Origin of the sequence: Phaeobacter sp. B1627 (assembly GCF_006265095.1) — a bacterium.
Taxonomy (GTDB): Bacteria; Pseudomonadota; Alphaproteobacteria; order Rhodobacterales; family Rhodobacteraceae; genus Epibacterium.
This window is the reverse complement of record NZ_VCNK01000001.1, coordinates 253501-274374: the sequence shown is the minus strand read 5'-3', so window position 1 is coordinate 274374 and position 20874 is coordinate 253501. Positions and strand designations below refer to the sequence as shown.

20 protein-coding genes are annotated in these 20874 nt (G+C 63.3%); 9 read left to right on the top strand and 11 right to left on the bottom strand.

All coding sequences use genetic code 11. The features are described 5' to 3' along the window. Positions 1 to 14: 14 nt before the first annotated feature. Both FGE21_RS01200 and FGE21_RS01195 read right to left on the bottom strand, forming a co-directional pair. Positions 15 to 671, bottom strand: a complete 657-nt coding sequence (locus tag FGE21_RS01200) for an inner membrane-spanning protein YciB (RefSeq protein WP_139660956.1) — start codon at positions 669 to 671, stop codon at positions 15 to 17. Positions 672 to 743: 72 nt separating this feature from the next. Further along, positions 744 to 1649, bottom strand: a complete 906-nt coding sequence (locus FGE21_RS01195; protein ID WP_139661050.1) for a DMT family transporter — start codon at positions 1647 to 1649, stop codon at positions 744 to 746. Between the two features lie 95 nt (positions 1650 to 1744). On the opposite strand from FGE21_RS01195, the gene FGE21_RS01190 reads away from it, so the two are divergent. Next, on the top strand, positions 1745 to 2236 hold the full coding sequence (locus FGE21_RS01190; protein ID WP_139660955.1) for an MgtC/SapB family protein: 492 nt from the start codon (positions 1745 to 1747) through the stop codon (positions 2234 to 2236). Positions 2237 to 2239: 3 nt separating this feature from the next. Here the strand turns inward: FGE21_RS01190 and ftsY are convergent, their stop codons facing one another. Beyond that, a complete protein-coding gene (gene ftsY, locus FGE21_RS01185; protein ID WP_139660953.1) occupies positions 2240 to 3319 on the bottom strand; it encodes a signal recognition particle-docking protein FtsY in 1080 nt (359 codons plus the stop codon). Between the two features lie 165 nt (positions 3320 to 3484). On the opposite strand from ftsY, the gene FGE21_RS01180 reads away from it, so the two are divergent. Next, positions 3485 to 3949, top strand: coding sequence for a hypothetical protein (locus FGE21_RS01180; protein ID WP_255731209.1), 465 nt, complete (start codon positions 3485 to 3487; stop codon positions 3947 to 3949). A gap of 38 nt (positions 3950 to 3987) precedes the next feature. Here FGE21_RS01180 and xseA read toward each other — a convergent pair whose 3' ends face one another. Next, complete coding sequence (gene xseA, locus FGE21_RS01175; protein ID WP_139660952.1) at positions 3988 to 5580, bottom strand: exodeoxyribonuclease VII large subunit; 1593 nt, start codon at positions 5578 to 5580, stop codon at positions 3988 to 3990. 123 nt (positions 5581 to 5703) lie between these two features. Between xseA and purD the strand changes: the two genes are divergently transcribed. Both purD and FGE21_RS01165 read left to right on the top strand, forming a co-directional pair. Beyond that, positions 5704 to 6966 carry a phosphoribosylamine--glycine ligase gene (gene purD / locus FGE21_RS01170; protein ID WP_139660950.1) on the top strand — a complete coding sequence of 421 codons (1263 nt, stop codon included), beginning with the start codon at positions 5704 to 5706 and terminating at the stop codon, positions 6964 to 6966. Between the two features lie 18 nt (positions 6967 to 6984). Next, entirely contained in the window at positions 6985 to 7464 is a 480-nt protein-coding gene (locus FGE21_RS01165) for an N-acetyltransferase (RefSeq protein WP_139660949.1), read from the top strand. A 119-nt stretch (positions 7465 to 7583) separates the two neighbouring features. Here FGE21_RS01165 and FGE21_RS01160 read toward each other — a convergent pair whose 3' ends face one another. Further along, positions 7584 to 8408: a VCBS repeat-containing protein gene (locus tag FGE21_RS01160; RefSeq protein ID WP_255731207.1), complete on the bottom strand. Its 825-nt coding sequence runs from the start codon at positions 8406 to 8408 to the stop codon at positions 7584 to 7586. A gap of 14 nt (positions 8409 to 8422) precedes the next feature. Beyond that, the gene (locus FGE21_RS01155) at positions 8423 to 8746 is read right to left on the bottom strand and encodes a 2Fe-2S iron-sulfur cluster-binding protein (protein ID WP_139660945.1); all 324 of its coding nucleotides are present in this window, start codon (positions 8744 to 8746) and stop codon (positions 8423 to 8425) included. A 274-nt stretch (positions 8747 to 9020) separates the two neighbouring features. Between FGE21_RS01155 and FGE21_RS01150 the strand changes: the two genes are divergently transcribed. From FGE21_RS01150 to FGE21_RS01140, 3 genes are all read left to right on the top strand, one after another. After that, positions 9021 to 9437 carry an OB-fold nucleic acid binding domain-containing protein gene (locus FGE21_RS01150; RefSeq protein WP_255731220.1) on the top strand — a complete coding sequence of 139 codons (417 nt, stop codon included), beginning with the start codon at positions 9021 to 9023 and terminating at the stop codon, positions 9435 to 9437. Positions 9438 to 9504: 67 nt separating this feature from the next. Beyond that, positions 9505 to 10224, top strand: a complete 720-nt coding sequence (locus FGE21_RS01145) for a peptidoglycan-binding protein (RefSeq protein ID WP_255731206.1) — start codon at positions 9505 to 9507, stop codon at positions 10222 to 10224. 287 nt (positions 10225 to 10511) lie between these two features. Further along, the gene (locus FGE21_RS01140; RefSeq protein ID WP_139660942.1) at positions 10512 to 11183 is read left to right on the top strand and encodes a Crp/Fnr family transcriptional regulator; all 672 of its coding nucleotides are present in this window, start codon (positions 10512 to 10514) and stop codon (positions 11181 to 11183) included. A gap of 542 nt (positions 11184 to 11725) precedes the next feature. Here the strand turns inward: FGE21_RS01140 and FGE21_RS01135 are convergent. The 5 genes from FGE21_RS01135 to rpiA all read right to left on the bottom strand — a co-directional run bounded on the left by FGE21_RS01135 (position 11726) and on the right by rpiA (position 18274). Next, complete coding sequence (locus FGE21_RS01135) at positions 11726 to 13222, bottom strand: Do family serine endopeptidase (protein ID WP_139660940.1); 1497 nt, start codon at positions 13220 to 13222, stop codon at positions 11726 to 11728. Positions 13223 to 13680: 458 nt separating this feature from the next. Continuing rightward, on the bottom strand, positions 13681 to 14577 hold the full coding sequence (gene hflC, locus FGE21_RS01130) for a protease modulator HflC (RefSeq protein WP_139660939.1): 897 nt from the start codon (positions 14575 to 14577) through the stop codon (positions 13681 to 13683). Beyond that, positions 14577 to 15725: an FtsH protease activity modulator HflK gene (gene hflK, locus FGE21_RS01125; RefSeq protein WP_139660937.1), complete on the bottom strand. Its 1149-nt coding sequence runs from the start codon at positions 15723 to 15725 to the stop codon at positions 14577 to 14579. The genes hflC and hflK overlap by 1 nt, the downstream gene beginning before the upstream one ends. Before the next feature lie 108 nt (positions 15726 to 15833). Further along, on the bottom strand, positions 15834 to 17189 hold the full coding sequence (gene gor / locus FGE21_RS01120) for a glutathione-disulfide reductase (protein WP_139660935.1): 1356 nt from the start codon (positions 17187 to 17189) through the stop codon (positions 15834 to 15836). A 296-nt stretch (positions 17190 to 17485) separates the two neighbouring features. Next, complete coding sequence (rpiA, locus tag FGE21_RS01115; protein ID WP_139660933.1) at positions 17486 to 18274, bottom strand: ribose-5-phosphate isomerase RpiA; 789 nt, start codon at positions 18272 to 18274, stop codon at positions 17486 to 17488. A gap of 269 nt (positions 18275 to 18543) precedes the next feature. On the opposite strand from rpiA, the gene FGE21_RS01110 reads away from it, so the two are divergent. After that, the gene (locus FGE21_RS01110; RefSeq protein ID WP_139660932.1) at positions 18544 to 19290 is read left to right on the top strand and encodes a glutathione S-transferase family protein; all 747 of its coding nucleotides are present in this window, start codon (positions 18544 to 18546) and stop codon (positions 19288 to 19290) included. Next, positions 19291 to 20676, top strand: a complete 1386-nt coding sequence (locus tag FGE21_RS01105) for an L-serine ammonia-lyase (RefSeq protein WP_139660930.1) — start codon at positions 19291 to 19293, stop codon at positions 20674 to 20676. Positions 20677 to 20874: the final 198 nt, after the last annotated feature.

Sequence of the window (20874 nt, the reverse complement as noted above, 5' to 3'; positions counted from 1 at the left end):
CCCAGCAGCGAGGTTCAGTCCTCGGCTTCGGCCTCCTCAACGCCGTGAAGCTGAAACAGTTTCGCCTGGCTCATGAAGAACACAAACATCGCCACCGTCAGGCCGAACGTCTTGAAATAGACCCAGGTTTCGGTGTCCAGGCTGCGCCAGATGACTTCATTGGCCACCGCAAGCGCCAGGAAGAACGCACAGAGCCGTCGGGTCAGGATCATCCAGCCCTCTTCGGTCAATGGCATCATCTCTGACATCACCACCCGCAGGTAGCTCTGCCCACGCAGCAGGCCAAACCCGAGCAGACCGCCGAATATCAGATAGATCAGCGTCGGCTTCATCTTGAAAAACCGCTCGTCGTTGAACCAGACCGACAAGCCGCCGAACACCACGATCAGCACCAGGGTCAGAACCTGCATCTTCGACAGTTTCCCGGTCAGCTTCCACAAGGCCAGCGTCGACAGGATCATCAAGGGCACAAAGCCGGCCGTCACGACGATGAAGCCATCATAGCTGGTGCCCGCGATGTCAAAGCTCTGCTCTTTCAACCGCAGATAGGCGATAAAAAACAGCGCAATCGGCCCGTATTCCAGCAGGCCCTTGAGCCAGGGATTGGTCTTTTTCTCCGCGGTGCTCTCATCCTTGCCTGCCGGTCCGGTCATATTGCTCTGCTCGGTCATTGTGTCTGCTGTGTCCTTGGTTCTTTCGCGGGCTTGGGTCTTTCGCGCGGGCCTGCGCTACAGATGCGTCTTTCAGCCGCCCATTTCAACGATAACCGCGCCGAGCGCGATCAGGGCCATCAAGGCGATCCGGCGCGGGCCTACGGTTTCCTTCAGCACCAACCACCCGATGAGCGCCGCGAATACGGTAGAGGTCTCCCGCAGAACGGCCGCCTCGCCGACCTTGTCCAGCCGGGTGGCCAGCATGATCGAGCCAAACGACGCGAATGCAACCAGACCGCCCAGAAAGCCGCGTATCATCAACGGACCAACCGTCGGGCGGTCCTCGCCCATGCGACGCCACCGCCAATAGGCATAGGGCGGCATCGTCAGGCCATCAATCATGAAAAACCACGCCAGAAAGGTGAACGGGTCCGCCGTTGCCCGAATTCCGAATGCGTCATAGGTGGTATAGAGCGCCACGAACAGCCCGGTCGCCACCGCAAGCACCAGCGCAATGCCCAGCGTCTCTCTGGCGGTGACCAGAAACACAAAATTGTAGACCGCCAGGCCGAAGATCCCCGCCAGCAAGACGCCAACGCCCAGCCACTGGACCACCGTGAAGGTCTCACCGAACAGAAAATAGGCGCCAATGACGGCAAACAGCGGCCCGGTGCCGCGAACCACCGGATAGACGACCGTGTAGGCCCCTTTGGTATAGGCCATGGCCTGCAGCACCTTGTAGATCACATGGATGATCCAGACGCCCGCAAAGATCAGCCACATATGGGGCTCTGGCCAGGGCACGACAAACAGCGCGAACGGGGCCGCCATCAGGCCATAGGACGCATCGATCGCCCCCCGCGACAGCCAGGGATCGTGGCGTCCCTTTTGCATGGCGCCAAAAATCGCGTGCAGGATCGCGGCTGACACCGCAAGGATCAACGCCACCTGGTGCCCCGCCTCGGTGCCTTCAAGTGAGATCAGCCAGTCACTCAACATCTGTTTTCCCTTGTGTGCGGCCCGATGTGACTGAGGAGGGAACGTCGCGCCTGCTTCTGCGTTGGGTCCATGTACCAGCACCCGGAGGCCCCATGTTCGACGTCCCCCTGCAACAGATCACCGACGAGCTCACCCGAACCTTTTCCGTCATCCCCGCGCCCGTTGCCTTTGCCCGCCTGCTGGCGGCCAGCGTCCTGGCGGCGCTGATCGGTCTGGAGCGCGAATTCCTGGGCAAGCCGGCCGGTCTGAGGACGCATATCCTGGTGTCGGTTGCGGCCTGTCTGTTCATCATACTGGGGCGCGAAATCGCCGCCCTCGATTTCGGAGCGGAGGCGCAGCGCAATGACCCCCTGCGGATGATCGAAGCGGTGACCGCCGGTGTTGCCTTCCTGGCCGCCGGGTTGATCTTCACCTCGGGTGACCGGGTTCGCAATGTCACCACCGGCGCGTCGCTTTGGCTGGTGGGGGCAATCGGGCTTGGCTGCGGCGCCGGTCAGATGCCGCTGGCCGCAATGGCCACGGTTCTGGTGCTGATGGTGCTGTTTGTCCTGCGCCATGTTGAAAAGTGGATGGCGACGCATTGATCCTCAGTCCCCGAGACCGGTGAGAGCGGCTGCAAATTCTTCCGGGTCAAAGGGCGCCAGATCCTCCAGTTGCTCACCGACCCCGATGGCGTGGATCGGCAGGCCGAATTTATCGGCAAGCGCCACCAGAACACCGCCCTTGGCCGTGCCGTCCAGCTTGGTCATCACCAGCCCCGATACATTTGCCAGCTCCCGGAAGGTCTCCACCTGGCGCAGGGCGTTCTGGCCGGTGGTCGCGTCCAGCACCAGCAGGGTATTATGCGGCGCATCGGGGTCTTTCTTGCGGATCACCCGCACGATCTTGGCCAGCTCTTCCATCAGGTCAGACCGGTTCTGCAGGCGGCCGGCCGTGTCGATCATCAACAGATCCGCCCCGTCGGCCTCGGCCTTGGTCATCGCGTCGAAGGCGAGGCTTGCTGGATCCGATCCCTCCGGCGCGGTCAGCACCGGCACGCCCGCCCGGTCCCCCCAGACCTGAAGCTGTTCGACGGCCGCGGCGCGGAACGTGTCGCCCGCCGCAATGACGACCGATTTTCCGGCCGCGCGAAACTGGCTGGCGAGCTTGCCGATTGTGGTGGTTTTGCCCGACCCGTTCACCCCAACCACCAGCACCACCTGCGGCTTGCTGGGATAGAGCGGCAAGGGGCGCGCAACAGGCTCCATCACCCGGGCGATTTCCTGTGCCAGCAGTTCCCGGATCTCGCGCCCCGACACACGCCGCCCCATGCGGCCCTCGGCGATATTGGCCGTCACCCGCAACGCCGTATCCACCCCCATGTCAGAGGCGATCAGCATTTCTTCGAGGCTCTCCAGCATATCGTCATCCAGAACCCGACGCGGTTCTGCATCGCTGCTGCGCCCCATCAACCGACCCAACAGGCCCGGTTTACGCGCCTCCGCCTGCACTGCAGGGGCGGATGGTACGATGGCCTCAGGCGCGCCACCCGACGCCCCTGCCACCGGGGGCTCCAAGGTGGCCGCCCCACTGACGGAGGCCCCCTCTTCCACAATCGCGTCCACCTCCTTGCCGAGGCGGGACGAGGATTTCAGCAACCGTTCCTTGAGCTTCGAGAAAAGCGCCATCTGGGTCTCCGCAGGGTCGTTTTATCCTCACCTAATGCTGTTTGGCGGAGGTTGCAAAGCGCAAGTGGCCCTGCTGCGGATCCAATGGCCTAAAAAGGCAGGCTCTGCGGCCATGCACGGACCTTGGCCCTTGGCGTCAGCCCGCAGATCCGCCATGCTGACCTCATGTCCCGCCTCATCGCCCTCGCCCCGTTTTGCCGCAGATCGGATACCGTCACGGCCCGTGCCCTGATCGCTCTTTTCACCGGCGTTTGCCTGACCAGCATCCCCGCACCGTCGCTGGCCGCCGATGCGCAGGACTTCCGGCGCTATACCGAGGGCCGCGTGATCCTGTTTGACTGGCAAGGCCTCGCCTATGGCGCCGAGCGCTACCTGCCCGGGCAAAGGGTGATCTGGTCCTTTCTCGACGGGCGTTGCATCGAGGGCGAGTGGTTTGCACAGGATGGCGCCGACGGGACTGAAATCTGTTTCCTCTACGAAAACCGGCAGACGGCCCAGTGCTGGAGCTTTCAGATCGACACCTCCGGCCTCAGCGTCACCATGGATCAGGACGGGCCTCCCCTGACCCTGACCGAACGGCATGGGCCGCAAGAAGAGATGGTCTGCCTCGGCCCCGAAGTCGGCGTCTAGGCCCCGTCCGGACCCGCGCTCCTCCGGTCGGCAGGACGTCAGAACAACGACCCCTGCCCACCGGATGACTTTGGCGGTTTGGGCTTTGACGCGGCCGCCTTGGATTTGACGGGTTCAGCAGGCGCCGCAGAAGACGCAGGCGCGCCCCGGGTGCCAAGAGCACCCCGAGCGCCCTGAGCGCCCGGAGTTCCCTGAGCGGCAGCCTCCCCACCTCTGATCGCCACCTGACCGTCGGCAAATTCGACAATGAGCGCCGCCGCCGCCTGCGCTGCGGATTTACTGGTGATCAACCGTTCTCCGTCACGCACCACCGCATAGCCCCGCCGCAGCGTTGCCTTGTAACTGAGGATATCAAGCTGCCGCCCGGTCGCCAAAAGACGGTCCCGCTGGCGGCTGACCCGCGCGGTCTGGACAGTCGCAAGACGTGTGGTGAGGGCGGTCAGCCGTTCGCGTTTGCGCTCCGTTTCCTGTTCGATGGGACGCAGGCTGAGGCGGGAGGAGAGGTTCTTCAGACGGTCCCGGCGCCGCTCGACAAGGTTGCGCAGCGTTGCGGGGCGCAGGGATGCGGCCCTTTCGCTGAGGATCAGTTTGCGCCGCTGCACACCGGAAATCAGCGCATTCGGCAACCTGTCGGATACCCGGTCCAACCGTTGCCGGGGGGTGTCCAGCAGGCTGTCCGGCCGTGGCAGCGCCCGTGCCAGATCACCCAGCCGCTGTCGCCTTTGCTGCACCGCCCGGCCACTGGCCTGGGCCATTCTCGCGCCCAGCCCCTCCACATGCGCCAACAGATCGAGCCGCACAGGAACCGCATGTTCGGCAGCAGCGGTGGGGGTCGGGGCCCGCAGGTCGGAAACATAGTCGATCAGGGTCGTATCCGTCTCATGACCCACGGCAGAGATCAGGGGAATGTCACTGGCGGCAACCGCGCGGGCAACGATTTCCTCGTTGAACCCCCAAAGATCCTCGATCGAGCCGCCACCGCGGGCAACGATGATCAGATCCGGCCGCGGCAGGGCGCCGCCCCGGCTGAGTTGATTGAACCCTTCAATGGCACGGGCCACTTCCGTCGCACAATTGCTGCCCTGAACCGCAACCGGCCAGACCAGCACCTTGCGCGGGAACCGGTCCCGCAGCCGGTGAAGAATGTCGCGGATCACCGCACCTGACGGCGAGGTCACCACCCCGATGATCTGCGGCAGATAGGGCAGCGGCTTTTTCCGCTCAGGCGCAAACAGCCCTTCGGCCTGCAGCTGTGCCTTGCGCTTTTCCAAGAGCGCCATCAGTGCGCCCTGCCCCGCGACCGCGACCTCTTCGACATTCATGTTGTATTTCGACTGGGCGCCAAAGGCCGTCAGGCGCCCGGTCACCACCACCTCCAGCCCTTCTTCGGGCACCACGGCCAGCTTGCTGATCTGCCCTTTCCAGGTGGTGCAGGCCAGCACCGAGCGGTCATCCTTGATATCGTAGTACAGATGTCCCGAGCGGGCCTTGAACACCCGGCCGACCTCGCCCCGGACCCGGATCCGGCCAAAGGTGCCCTCCAGCGTGCGCTTGACCTCGCCCGACAGCTCGGAGACGGAAAACTCTGGTGCGTTCTGGCCCGGTGCGGGATCGTCGAGGAGGTCGGACATGGAGAGTTCTGTTGCCTTCTGTCTGCGCTGAAGTTCCGCGGCGGTCACGGGCGTTCTTGTTTTGATGTCGCGGGCAGCATAGAACGCGCGACAACAGAGGCCAAGCAGATCGGAGTACGGCTCATGAATATCCTCATCCTTGGTGGCGGCGGGCGCGAACACAGCCTGGCATGGGCCGTGATGCAGAACCCGAAATGCGACAAGTTGATTGTGGCGCCGGGCAATGCGGGGATTGCCCAGATCGCGGAATGCGCCAGCCTCAACGCCGAGGACGGTGGTGCCGTGGTGACATTTGCCGAGGAAAACGCCATCGATTTCGTCATCGTCGGCCCCGAGGCCCCGCTGGCGGCGGGGGTTGCCGACCGGCTGCGTGCGGCGGGGATTTTGGTATTTGGCCCCTCGGAGGCGGCGGCCCGGCTGGAGGCCTCGAAAAGCTTCACCAAAGAGGTCTGCGATGCCGCACAGGCCCCCACTGCGGGCTACGGCCATTTCACCGATGCCGAGGCCGCCAGGGCGCATGTGCGTGAAAACGGCGCCCCGATTGTGGTCAAGGCCGACGGGCTCGCGGCCGGCAAGGGGGTGATTGTCGCGATGGACGAGGACACCGCGCTGGCGGCGATCGATGACATGTTCGGCGGCGCCTTTGGCGGTGCCGGCGCCGAGGTGGTGATCGAGGAATTCATGGAAGGCGAAGAGGCCTCGCTCTTTGTGCTCTGCGACGGCGAAGACATCCTGTCGATCGGCAGCGCACAGGATCACAAACGCGTCGGCGAGGGCGATACCGGCCCCAACACCGGTGGCATGGGGGCCTATTCGCCGGCTCCGGTGCTCAGCCCCGAGATCGAAGCCCGCGCAATGGAGCAGATCGTGAAGCCCACCATGCGGGTGATGGCCGAACGGGGCACGCCCTATCAGGGGGTTCTCTATGTCGGTCTGATGATCAAGGACGGCCAGCCCCGGCTGGTGGAATACAACGTCCGCTTTGGCGATCCGGAATGCCAGGTGCTGATGATGCGGCTCGGGGCACAGGCGCTGGATCTGATGCAGGCCGCAGCCGAAGGACGCCTGAAAGAGGCACAGGTGAACTGGGCCGATGATCATGCCATTACCGTTGTCATGGCGGCCGCAGGCTATCCGGGTGACTATGCCAAGGGATCAGAGATCAAGGGCCTTGCGGCTCTGCCCGAGGACAGCATGAACATGGTCTTTCACGCCGGAACCAAGGCAGACGGGGACAGGATCCTCGCCAACGGCGGGCGGGTTCTCAACGTCACGGCCCGTGGGCAAAACCTCCAGGAGGCCCGCGACCGCGCCTATGCAATGGTCGATCAGATCGACTGGCCCGAAGGCTTTGTCCGCCGCGACATTGGCTGGCGCGCGCTCTAGGCCAGCAGGCTGACGTCGATGAGCAGCACCCCCTATCGACTGGCGCCCGACAGCCCCGCGCTGCCACAGGTGCTCGCTGTGATGCAGGAGGCCTTCGCTTCCATGGAGGGGCGGATCGATCCGCCCTCTTCCCTCCATCGGTTGACCCTTGCGGATCTCGTGAGCCAAGCCGAAACCAAAGAGATCTGGTGCATCGGCGCGCCGCCTCAGGCCTGTGTGATCCTGACCGCCAGCGACGACGCCATCTACATCGGCAAACTCGCGGTCGCCGTCTCGCGGCGCGGGACGGGCCTCGGGCGGCGGTTGGTTGATCTGGCGGCGGAGCGTGCCCGGGCACTCGGGCTGTCGGCACTGGAGCTGCAGGTGCGGGTCGAACTGGTTGAGAATCACGTGGCCTTCGCCAGGATGGGATTCGCGACGACAGAGCGCACCGCGCACCCGGGGTATGATCGCGCGACCTCACTGACCATGCGTCGGCCTGTCAGCCCCCGGATCTGAGCCCCGCAGCAGGGCGAGGCAAAGCGCGGCGCGAAGTGGGACCTGAATGCGGTCATCGTCGCGTCGCGGCCCATGCTGCGCACCGGTGGCGCCCTGAGGCTGCTGACACAGCTGCCGCATCACTGTGATCGACAGGCCAGCACCGCCGTCAGCCTCAGATGCGGATCGAAGGCGCCGATATCGTGGCTCCGGATCTCACCCTTGACCAGCCGCGAGGCGACCACCCTGGACCAGTTGCCATTGACCGTGACGATCTCAGGCCCCTGCCCGCAATCGCGGATGCCGGACGTTATGACTGCTTCGCCAATTTTGTGATTGGTCAGTCCCGTGGCCGACGCAATCTGTTGCAACTGCCCGTCCCGGACCCGCCAGATCCGCAGAACCCGGGCGAGATGTGGCCGGTCGATATAGGCGATCTCGATGAAACCATCCCCGTCGAGATCCGCAGCCCCGATCGGAGCCAGCCAGCGGTGGCTCCGGCCGATGTGTGGTGTTGCGGCGAATTTGCCTCCATCGGCGGAATAGATGGCCAGCTGAGCCCCGGCCGCGAGGTCGGTCTCGATCACTACGACTTCAGGCAGAGCATCGCCCGTCACGTCCCACAAACGCGGCGCGAGGTCTTCAAACACCCGCGATGGCGGCAGGGTGACCGAAAGGGTCGTTCGCGACACCGCAGCCGCCGCGCTGGCGCCGGTGTTTTCCACATGGATCAGAAGCCTGCCGAATTCCACGGCATCGCCCAGCACACCATGGTCATAGCGCCGTGTCGGTGAGGTGAATTCGGCGCCAACGATACGGGTCTCGCCCGGTGCGGCCCCAGCCAGAGCCACCCCGCCGAAGCCCATCAGACACAGGCACAGGCACCCGATCTGCCACAGGCACCCGATCTGCGCGGCGCGGCGTGCGCAAGGTCGCAAGGCACGCAACGGCCGTCGCCGCGCCATGCCCCGCAGGCCCATCAGATTTGTTTTTCCGGCAGGTGAACGATCAGGCCATCCAGCGCGTCAGTGACCTTGATCTGACAGGTCAGACGCGACCGCGCCGGATCCGGCTCATAGGCGAAATCGAGCATATCTTCTTCCATATCATCCATCTTGGGCAATTTCTCGACCCAGTCCGGCGCGATATAGACATGGCAGGTCGAACAGGCACAGGCACCGCCACAATCCGCCTCGATGCCCGGAATATTATTGTCGCGCGCACCTTCCATCACGGTTAGTCCGCTGGCTACGTCGACCACATGTTCGGTCCCGTTATGCTCGATGTAGGTGATTTTTGCCATGATCCGTCTTCCCTTTTTCGGTACTACGTCCTGTGTGTAACCACCGCGCCGGAGCCGTGCCAGCCCCATTTGCGACATCCCCGGCGCCGCTTGCCATTTCAAAAGCAACGTTCTACATTTGTTCCAGGCATATGCCTCCGCCGCGACCCCACACAGAGCCCGGTTTCCGATCATGCCTTTCATTGCATCCCCCCCACCTCCGGTTCCTGCGGCGCTGGCACAGCCCGCTTCTTCCCGCCGCTCCGCTGACAGCGCGACAGGCCGATCCACCAACCTGGGTCACGGCGAGACGCCCGCGTTCAGGCCAGGACCGACGGCCTGGCCGCGCCCGCCCGCCTGCCTGCCTGCCGCGCTGCTGGACCGCCCGCCCAGCGAGGCCCGCGTCACCGTCGCCGGGCTGGTGATCCTGCGCCAGCGGCCCGGAACCGCCAAAGGCGTGATCTTCCTCACCCTGGAGGATGAAACAGGCGTCGTGAACATTATCGTCTGGCGCAAGATCTATGAACGGTTTCGCCGCGCGGTCATCGCAGGCCGCCTGCTGCGTGTGACGGGCAAATTGCAACGGGCTGATGGGGTGATCCATGTGATCGCCGAGCAGATCGAGGATATATCGCCAATGCTGGATTTGCTGCTCGCAGAGCAAAGCCGCGAAGATGATCCAGCCTTTGCGCCGCCCCCGGATATGGGCTAGCATTCCGGATAACCGGGGCTGCCGAAGGATCCCGGAGATTGCATTTTCGAGGGATCTGTCAGAGCCAATGGACGTCTTGCCGCCCCTGCCATCCGGCCAGCCCAGATCCGGAGGCCGCATCCGGTCTGCCTTTCGCATCCGCGGCCACCAACCGCCACACTCCCCGCCCAACTTTTCGCCCTACGCCCCGGTCGAACGCCTCACCAAGCATCTCACCAAACATGCGGACAACCGTCTGGCCGCATATACGGCCAAAAGTCCGGAGAAAGGCCTGCGTCCCCCCTGCATGAGCCTCGCCCGCTTGCTTGTGATTGCGCTCCCGCTTCTCACTCTGGCCTGCACAGGCCAGCCCCCCTTTGAACGGGTCGGCCGCGCCGCGCCCCCCGGCGCGCCGCCCGGAACCTGTTGGGATACCATCATCATTCCGGCCCGGGTAGAAACTGTCACAGAGCAGGTGATGATTGCCCCACCAGTCAAATCCACCGACGGGCAAGTGCTGGAACCCGCAGTTTTCGCCAGTGAAACCCGACAGCAAATCACCCGCCCCCGCGAGGAAAGCTATTTCGAAACCCCCTGCCCGGAGGCCATGACAGCAGAGTATATCGCCTCTCTGCAGCGGGCGCTGGCCGCGCGCGGGGCCTATGGCGGGGCCATCACCGGCCTTCTCGGCGCGGACACACGTGCTGCGATCCGCGCCTACCAGCTGCCTCTTGGCATAGACAGCACCACCCTGTCGTTACGCGCGGCCCGGGATTTGGGACTGAGCGCCGTCCACCTGCCCACCTGACCGGCTGGCGCGCCCGACCGGCTGGCGCGCCTGTCATTGCGGCGCCCTCAAGTCGAAAGGAATGCCCACTCGGCCGCTCTCCTTTGCTGCCCAACAAATACCCAGACCCGGCGCGATTGCGGCCATTTCGCATCGCATAGATCCCGCAAGTCCTCCGCAAGGTTGCGCCCAAACGGACATCAGCCTAGAACCTCGCAAACCACATCTGTGCACCACGTTGGTCGCGAGCCCGCCGCGCCCAGCGACGCACCAGCCGCTCACCTGCCGCCCCTGCCGGAGAATACCCGATGGCCACAGCGCCCCTCCTTCCCGCCTCCAGCTTTCTCTCCGGAGCGTCGGACCGGCTCCGGGCGATGCTGGACAGCCAGGCCACCGACGTGCGGCTCGATACCGGCGAGGTATTGTTCGAGCGCGGTGACGAAGGCGATGCGCTCTACGCGATCATATCCGGCGCGCTGGAGATCTCCACCCTGTCGGCGGCCGGGCGCAAGCTGTCGCTCGACATGATGCGTCCCGGTGCAATCTTTGGCGAGATCGCAATGTTCGATCCGGGCGAGCGCACCGCCACTGCCACCGCGGCAGAGCCAAGCCATTTGCGCCGTCTGCGGCACCGGGACGTGCTGGCCCAACTGACCCGCCATCCGGAACTCGCCGGCGACATGCTGAAGCTCGCGGGCCAACGAATGCGCTGGATGAACACTCAGCTCAACGAACAGGTGTTTCTGCCGATGCCTGTGAGGCTGGCGCGAAAATTGCTCTACCTCACCCCGGCAGACGGCAACGGCCAGCTGAGCCTGTCGCAATCAGAGCTCGCCGAATTTGTCGGCGCCACACGGGAAGCGGTTTCAAAGACCCTGTCGAACTGGCGCAAGGCCGGGCTGATTGAAATCAGCCGGGGCGGGTTGCTGCTGAAGGATCGGGGCGGGCTGGCCGTTCTGGCTGACCCCGAAGGGATCTGAGGTCTGGCGTCTCCGCTTTGACCGGGCCAGTGCAGGCGAAGATGGCCAGCTCCTCCACCTGCGCCCCCGCCTGCCCGTCCCGTACAGCCCGCCCCGTACAGCCCGTCCCGTACAGCCCGCGCGCGCGAGGGATCCGACAGACTGATGGGCGGCCTGACTGATGGGCGAACTGACTGATTGACGGACCAACTATTTTCACGCCCGCACACAAAACTTCACTCGAATGTGACCTCCTTCACAGTCGGCGGCGCCGGGGACTGACATAAGCGGGGCAAGGCGATCATTCTCCTATCCATCCCAATGATCGTCCGTCCCATCGTGAGCCATGTGTCCGCCCGACACATGGCTCTTTGGGGTCCGCCCCCCCGTGTTTTCAGCCCGCGTCCAGCCCCTCGCCCAAACCGAGCAGGACCGAAACAGCCGAGCCGCCCGCGCGCCCAAAGCCGCCTCATGTCAGGCAAATTACCGGCACACTACCGGCACATAAAAGAGGCCGACCCCAACCAAGGGACCGGCCTCTGGCAACCCGCGAATGGTCGGGATTACTCGTCGAGGTTCAGGGCCACAAACCGCGGCTCTCCGCCCCGGCGCACCATCAGGAAGATCGATTTTCTACCTGCGTCCCGCGCGGCCGAGATCTGATCCTCCAGATCCGAGATGGAGCCGAGCTTGGTCTGCCCCGCTTCGGTGATCACATCACCCGCGCGCAGACCCTTTTCCCAGGCCCCGGATGTCTCATCTACAGACAGGATCACCAGACCTTTGGTCCCCGCATCGAGGTTCAGTTCCTCGCGCATGTCATCGCGCACCGCACCCACCGTCAGCCCGAGCAGTTCCTTCTCGGTTTCATCCGGTGCCACATTGCCACCCTCAGATGATGAGGCATCCGCACCGACCGCATCTTCGCGCCGTCCGAGCGTCACCCGCAACGTCTCGGTCTTGCCATCGCGGAAGACAACGACACGCACCGTCTTGCCGACCTCTGTGTCGCCCACGCGCCGCACCAGTTCACGGGTATCCGCAACCTCGAACCCGTCGAAACTGGTGATCACATCACGGGCCAGCAAGCCTGCCTCTTTGGCCGGGCCTTCGGGCACATCGGTGATCAGCACGCCTTCGCTGTTGGCCATGCCGATTGCCTCGGCCAGATCATCGGTCACGTCCTGAATGCGCACCCCGAGCCAACCGCGACGGGTCTCGCCGAATTCCTTCAGCTGCCCGACCACTTTGGTCACAACATTCGACGCCATGGAGAAGCCGATGCCGATGGAGCCACCGTTGGGCGAGAGGATCGCCGTGTTCACGCCGACAACGTCACCGTCCATGTTGAACAATGGCCCGCCGGAGTTGCCGCGGTTGATCGCCGCATCCGTCTGGATGTAGTCGTCATAGCTGCCCGACAACGCCCGGTTGCGCGCCGATACGATCCCTGCCGAGAGCGAAAACCCCTGCCCCAGCGGATTGCCCATCGCCACGACCCAGTCCCCCACACGGGCAGTGTCGCTGTCGCCGAATTTCACAAAGGTCAGCGGCATCGGGGCCTCCACCTTCAAAAGTGCGATATCCGTGTTGGGGTCCGTGCCCACAACAACCGCCGGCAGCAGGTCCTGTGGCTGGCCATCGCCGGGGAAAAACTCGATCTCAATCTCGTCGGCGCCCTCGATCACGTGATTGTTGGTGACAATATAGCCATCTTCAGAGATCACAAATCCGGAGCCCAGCGCAGAAGAGCGGCGCGGCCGGTTCCCGCCCCGGTTGCGATCCTGAAACTCGCGGAAAAAATCCTCAAACGGCGAGCCTTCAGGGACGATGCCCTGCGGTTCCGTCCGGCCTTCGACCATGGTCGACGTGGTGATGTTGACCACGGCGGGGCTGACTTTTTCAGCCAGCGGCGCGAGGCTTTCGGGCCGGGCAGCGGCTGCCAGCGACTGCACAACCAGAAAAGCGGTCCCGAGGACCACCATCCAGAACAGGCGCCAGCCGGCCTGCGCAGGGTTCTGAGCCACTGCTTTGGTAGTTGAGATTGGATGCACGGACATACTCCTTGAATTGGCCTGTCAACTCTGTCTCCGTCCTGCCCGCCTGCAAAGCGGAATAGAACGACTTCGTGCCTCAGGCGCCGTAGCACGGAGATCCGTGGCCCCGGCACCTTGGGGTTCGGAAACTGTGCATTCAATGTAGTGTTTGCGTCGAAGGCCGCAATGGGCGTTGCAGTCATCTCAAATTGACGTGATGTCCGGTGAAGGCTTTGCGACTGCGCCCCTGGCGCAACAGGCGAAAACCCGCCCATGCCAGGCCGCAGAGTAGCGCAGATACGCCGGGGTTTCATTCTTGCCCCCTCCGGAGCAAAAACGAGGGCAAACGGCGACAGCAAAAGGCCGCCCCAACCGGAGCGGCCCTTCATTTTGTTCACCGTATCGCGTGGCCTTCAGGAATGACGGGAACGGCTGGCGTTTTGGCCTGACCACCCTGCGCCTTGCCCTGACCGAAGCGGCGGTTACTGACCTTCGGACTGGCCTTCGCTATGCTTGCCGTCAGAGGACTTCAGATAGTTGAAGAACTCGCTGTCGGGCGACAACACCAAGGAGGAATTGCCCGCCTGCAGAGAGCGCGAATAGGCCGTGAGACTGCGGTAGAATTCAAAGAATTCAGGGTCGCGGCCATAGGCCTCGGCAAAGATGTTGTTGCGTTCGGCATCTGCCTCACCCCGGATCACCTCGGCTTCGCGTTCCGCTTCGGAGACCAGCTCCACTTCGGTCCGGTCCGCCTGAGCACGCACCCGCTGGGCCGCTTCGTCACCGCGAGCGATCTCGTCCGCAGCTTCGCGTTCGCGTTCTGCCCGCATCCGCGCAAAGGTCGCCTCAAGGTTGGCCTGCGGCAGATCGGTGCGTTTCAACCGCACGTCAATGACCTCGAGCCCGAGCGCCTGAGCCTGGGTGATGGCGCCATTGCGAATCCGCAGCATCAGGGCCGCGCGGTCCGACGACAGGATATCGTTGGAGCTGACGGTACCCAGCACCTCGCGCGTCTGGTCGCGCATGATGTTGTCGAGCCGCGATTCGGCTGCGGCAACATTGCCCGCACCAACCGCCTCGCGGAAGCGACGCACGTCAACGATCCGGTAGCGCGCGAAGGCATCGACCACCAGACGGCGGTCATCCAGCGGTGTGACCTCCAGCGGCCCCACTTCGAGGCTGAGGATACGGTCATCGTATTTCACGACGTCGTCAATGAACGGCAGCTTGAAGGCGAGACCGGGATCTTCCTGCACGTTGACAACACGGCCAAAGCGCATCACCAGCGCCTTTTCACGCTCATCGACGATGAACAAAGAGGACAGGCCCGCGACGATCAGCGCGGCCAGAACAACCAAGGAAATGATGTTACGGTTCATCAGTTGTCTCCCGAACGGCGAATTTCATTGAGCGGCAGATATGGCACCACGCCCTGTCCGCTAACGCCACCGGCGGTGCTGTCCAGAATGATCTTGTCAACGCGGCCCAGCACCTCTTCCATGGTTTCGAGATAGAGCCGTTTGCGCGTCACTTCCGGTGCTTTTTCGTATTCGGTCAGAACCGCGGCAAAGCGCGAGGCCTCACCCTGCGCCTGGTTCACGACCTGCGCCCGGTAGCCTTCGGCCTCTTCCAGCGTCTGGGCGGCCTGACCGCGTGCGGATGCCAGTTTGCGGTTGGCATAGGCATCGGCCTGTTTCTCCAGACGGTCCCGTTCCTGACCGGCGGATTGCACTTCGCGGAAGGCATCCTTGACCGGTTCTGGCGGATCGGCACCGTCAAAGTTGATCCGTACCACGTTGACACCGGAGTTGTAGCTGTCGAGGGTCGATTGGATCAGCTCCTCAAGGCGCTGCGAGATGACGCCACGGTCCCGGTTCAGGATCGGCGCCAGCTCGGACTGCGCGATGATCTCGCGCATGGCCGACTCGGACACGGCCTGAATGGTGGCCTTGGGATCGCGCAGGTTGAAGAGGTATTGATCAGGGGCCGTGATGTTCCAGACCACCTGGAAGTCCACATCGATGATGTTTTCATCCCCCGTCAGCATCAGGCCCGCATCGGAGCCCCGCGCGCCGGTGCCGATGCTCTCGGTCTGCTCGACGCTGACCGGCACCACCTCATAGGTCACCAGAGGCCAGGGCGCAAAATTCAGACCCGAGTCGCCCACTGCAGAGAATTCACCGAGGAACAGTTCCACCGATTTTTCTTCGGTCTTGACGGTGTAGAAGCTGGCATAGCCCCACAGCAGCGCCGCGACCACCGCACCAATGGCCACACCGCCCCTGGTGAACAACGGGTTGCCGCCACCGGCGCCGCCGCCCGAAGAGCCACGACCGCCGCCCTTGCCGCCGCGTCCTCCCATCAGGACCCGCAACTGCTCCTGGCCCTTTTTCATCAGCTCGTCGATTTCGGGGATCTGGTTGTCATCCGGACGACGACCGCCGCCCCCGCCACCATTGTTTCCCTTGTTTCCTCCGCCGCCGGAGGAACCGCCGCCCCCCCAGGGGCCACCACTGTTCCCAGACATAAGTCTCCTATCCATCTTCCTCCGCCCATCCGGCGGGTGTTGCTTACTAACCTGTGATCTGAGCGCCCGAATTCAAGCGCCTGACCCCGATTGACGGCAGCGGACGCCTCAGAGCGTCCGTACCGGGGATTTCAGCGTGACCAATTCTTCCGACATGGTCGGATGAACTGCAACAGTGCGATCGAAATCTTCTTTTGTCGCACCCATTTTTACGGCGATGCCCACCAGCTGGATCATCTCACCCGCGCCCGGGGCAACGATATGACATCCCAGCACCTTGCGGGTCGCCTGGCTGACGATCAGTTTCATCAGCACCCGCTGCGCCCGTCCCGCAAAGGCCTGTTGCATCGGTTTGAAAGAGGTCGAATAGACCTCGATCGTTTCCTGTTCTGCGGCCCGCTCTTCCGACAGACCAATGGTGCCCATCTCCGGTTGGGTAAAGATCGCGGTCGGGATCAGCTCGTGATCTGGGCTGGTCGGGTTGCCATTGAACACCGTCTCGACAAAGGCCATGCCTTCGCGGATCGCAACCGGCGTCAGGTTCACCCGGTCCGTCACATCACCGATGGCATAGACCGACGGCACAGCGGTCTGGCTGTATTGGTCCACAACGATCTCGCCACCGCGGCCGCGCTCGATGCCCAGCGCCTCAAGGCCAAGATCGTCGGCATTGGGCTTGCGCCCGGTGGCAAACATCACCTGATCAAAGAGGCTCTCGTCACCATTGCTCGCCTTGACCCGGATCTTGTCACCCTCGCGGTGCATCTCCAGCACATTGGTGCCCAGCTTCAGGTCGATCCCCGACTGGATCATTTCCTCGGCCACCAATCCGCGCGCTTCGTCGTCAAAGCCCCGCAGGATCTGGGCGCCGCGATAGTATTGCGCCGTCTTCACCCCGAGACCATTCATGATGCCCGCAAATTCAGAGGCGATATAGCCACCGCCGACGATCAGGATGCTTTCAGGGAGCTTGTCGAGATGAAAGATCTCGTTCGAGGTGATCGCCAGCTCCGCGCCGGTGAACTCCGGCACCCATGGACGCCCACCGGTGGCGATCAGGATGTGCTTGGCGGTTTTGGTGGAGCCGTCAGACAGCGTCACCGTATGCGGGTCGGCCAGCGTGGCACGCGCATCAAAGCTCTCGACGCCCGCGTTTTTCAGCAGGTTGCGATAGATCCCTTCCAGCCGGTCCAGTTCAGAATGGAGCTTGGTCTTGAAGTGATCCCAGTCAAAGCCTTTGTTTTCCAGGTCCCAGCCATAGGCGCGGGCGTCATCCGCCATCTCCGCATATTCGGAGGCGAACACCATCAGCTTTTTCGGCACACAGCCCCGGATCACGCAGGTGCCGCCGTAGCGGTCTTCCTCAGCCAGAGCCACCTTCGCTCCGCCAGCCGCCGCGACACGCGCCGCGCGAACCCCACCGGAACCGCCGCCGATGACAAAGAGATCATAGTCAAAGCTCATATCCGTCGCCCTATCTTTGGTCTTGCGCGAGGTATCACACAGCGCGCTTTGAATTGCCAGTCTCGCAGGTGGTGGCAGAGCCTCCGGATTGAAACGCCCCCGGTGGTTTTGTCGCGAAAGCGTGAAGAGGAGGTGAAGGGCCGATCACGACCGGATACCGGACAGGCAGACAGGCAGGCACACACACGGGCATGCGGCACCAACCGGTTGCGGCAGAGGACAGACCGGCCCGAAGATTGGGCGGATACTGGGCAGTTATTGACCAGTTATTGGGCGGAGACGCGGCCCGCCGAAGGTTATTCGCTCAGGTCCTTGAAAAGATTGTCACTTTCGACAAAATCGATCCGGTCCGTTTCAATCGTGCCCTCATTGATATCGCGAACTTCGACCTTGCCATCCCCGTAGCCGATCACCACGGTATCGCACATATCGATAAAGAGACCGTTTTCCACAACGCCCGGGATCTGATTGACCACCAGCCCCAGCTGCCGGGGGTTGCCGATGCGCCTGAGGTGCAGATCGAGGATATGGTTCCCCTCATCGGTAATATAGGGGCGGGCCCCATCCATCCGCACTGTCACCGTGCGGCCCAGCACATCCATCGAGATCAGCGTTTCCTCCACCAGCGACTGGGTGGTCTGCCAGCCGAAGGGGATCACCTCGATCGGCAAGGGAAAGGCCCCGAGCGATTCGACCTCCTTTGCCTTGTCGGCAATCACCACCATCTGGTCAGAGGCCGAGGCGACGATCTTTTCCTGCAGCAGCGCACCGCCGCCGCCCTTGATCAGGTTCAGCTCACCATCGAATTCATCCGCTCCGTCAATCGTGAGGTCGAGCCATTTTGCCTCGTCCAGCGACACGATCTCAATGCCGACCTCCCGGGCCAGCTCTGCCGTCCGGATCGATGTGGGAACCCCTGTGATTTTCAGACCGTCCTCGCGCACCATCTCACCGAGGCAGCGCACCAGCCAGGCCGCAGTCGATCCGGTACCGAGACCGACCCGCATGCCGTTCTCCACCATGTCAGCGGCGCGTCTGGCGGCCACGAATTTTGCTTTGTCTATGGGCGAAAGCTCTCCGCTCATGGGGGACTGTCTCCGTTTGCAGGAACAAGCATTTTGCCACAGCAGTCAGATACCACAGCATGTTATGCGGATACCATAGGCGGTTTGAGGGGCCCATGCGAGGGCCGAAACACGCCCAGTTTCGGCAGGCCTGCCCTCTCACGCCTGCCCCCTCACGCCCACCAGCTGCCGCTCGGCAATCCGCCAAACAGCGCAGCCAGTGCGCGTTTCCTATCGGAAACGTCGGAAACGAACCTGTCCAAGACAGGCAGGAGCGATAGGATCGGACCATGACAGCCTCTCTTCGCCTTCACTACGCCCCGGACAATGCCTCGCTGATCGTGCGTCTGGCGCTGGAAGAGCTGCGCCTGCCTTATGTGACCCTGCTGGTGGACAGGCAGGCGCGTGCGCAGCAATCGCCGGAGTATCTGCGCCTCAATCCCAACGGAACCATCCCGGTGCTGGAAACCCCTCATGGTGTATTGTTTGAAACGGCAGCCATTCTGCTGTGGCTGGCGGACACAACCGGAAAGCTGGCCCCCAAACCACAGGATCCCTTGCGCGGCCCGTTCCTGAAGTGGCTGTTCTGGACCTCCAACACGCTGCACACGGATCTGCGCAGCTACTTCTATCCCGAAAAATTCATTGGCCCGAATCCGGCGGATCAATCACAACTGCGCCGCATATACCGAGACCGCCTTCGCGCCGACCTCCATATTCTCGAAGACGGTTTGCAACACACTCCGGGTCTTGCCGGCGCTGCAGAGCCCGGGCTTCTTGACCTCTATCTGCCCTGCCTGATGAGGTGGTGCCATCTCTATGCCAACCCGAATCCGCAACGCGTCCCCGACATCGCGCAGGATCCGGCCGACACAAAGCCGTGGTTCGACCTGACCGCCTTTCCCGTGCTCTTTGCCCTCTGCCGCAGGGCCGAAAGCCGCGCCAGCACCAAACGCGCCCAAATTGCCGAGGGTCTCGGCCCGACACCGTTCACTGCCCCCATCCTAGCCCTGCCTCCAGAAGGATCCGCGACCTAAATGTTTCTCTCCGTCTTCGATATGTTCAAGGTGGGTATTGGCCCGTCCTCCTCCCATACCATGGGGCCTATGGTGGCAGCCGCGCGTTTTCTGGACATGATGCGCGCCGCCCCGTTTGACTTTCGGGGGGTGCGGGCCTCGCTGCACGGATCGCTTGCCTTTACCGGCGTCGGCCATGCGACTGACCGTGCGACGATCCTCGGTCTGGCAGGGTTCAGGCCGGAAAGCTACGATGGCGAAAAAGCCGAGGCCACATTGGCCGCGATCCACGCCAGCAAGACCATTGTCCATGACGGCTCCCCTGACGATCTGGGATCTCTGACCTTCGACCCTGCAGCCGATATGATCTTTGACTACGATCATGTGCTGCCCGGTCACGCCAACGGCATGACCCTGATGGCCACGGATGCGCAGGGGGACGTCATGCTCCGCCAGGTGTTCTATTCGGTTGGCGGCGGGTTTGTGCTGACGGAAGAAGAACTCGCGCAGGGCAAGGCCACCGACGATGGTCCCCCGGTTCCCTTTCCGTTCAAATCTGCCGTGGAAATGCTGGAAATGGCGCAGCGCTCCGGGCTGAGCATTGCCCAGATGAAGCGCGCCAATGAAGTTGCACGCGGCTGCGAAGAGAGCCTCGCCCGGGGCACTGCCCGACTGTGGCAGGTGATGAACGACTGTATCAACCGCGGGCTGGAGCGCGACGGCATCCTTCCCGGTGGCCTCAACGTGCGCAGGCGCGCCAAGGGGATTTACGATGCGCTCATGGCTGAACGCGGCCTCAACCAATCCGCGCCGCATACCATCAACGACTGGATGAGTGTCTATGCCATGGCTGTGAATGAGGAAAATGCCGCCGGTGGCCAGGTGGTGACGGCACCGACCAATGGCGCCGCCGGTGTGCTGCCCGCAGTGCTGCGATACTATCTCGATCATGTGCCCGGCGCGTCAGAAAAACAGATCGAGGATTTCCTGTTGACCGCGGCCGCTATCGGCGGATTGGTGAAGTACAACGCCTCCATCTCCGGCGCCGAGGCCGGCTGCCAGGCAGAAGTGGGTTCTGCGGCTGCGATGGCTGCGGCGGGGCTCTGTGCGGTGATGGGCGGCAGCGTCGAGCAGGTGGAAAACGCAGCCGAGATCGCGCTCGAGCATCACCTCGGAATGACCTGCGATCCCGTCAAGGGATTGGTTCAGGTTCCCTGTATTGAGCGCAATGGCCTGGGTGCGATCAAGGCGGTTTCGGCCGCATCACTGGCCCTGCGCGGAGACGGCCAGCATTTTGTGCCACTGGACGCGGTCATAGAAACCATGCGGCAAACCGGCGCAGACATGCACGAGAAATACAAAGAAACCTCGCTTGGCGGCCTCGCTGTCAACGTGCCCAATTGCTGACGTCCGGGCGATCAGGCGATCAGCTCAGGCAACCAGAACACCACATCTTTGCTCTCGCGACTGAGGCCAACTATTGGCCTTCGGGTCTGCTCCCGCCCGTTTGCTCCGCTTTGCAAAAGCGGCCCCTCCGGTTGGGCCGGGCGCCGCGCGCGCCCCGACAGGGGCGCGCGCGGCGCTGGTCGCTTCGGGCATGGCCCG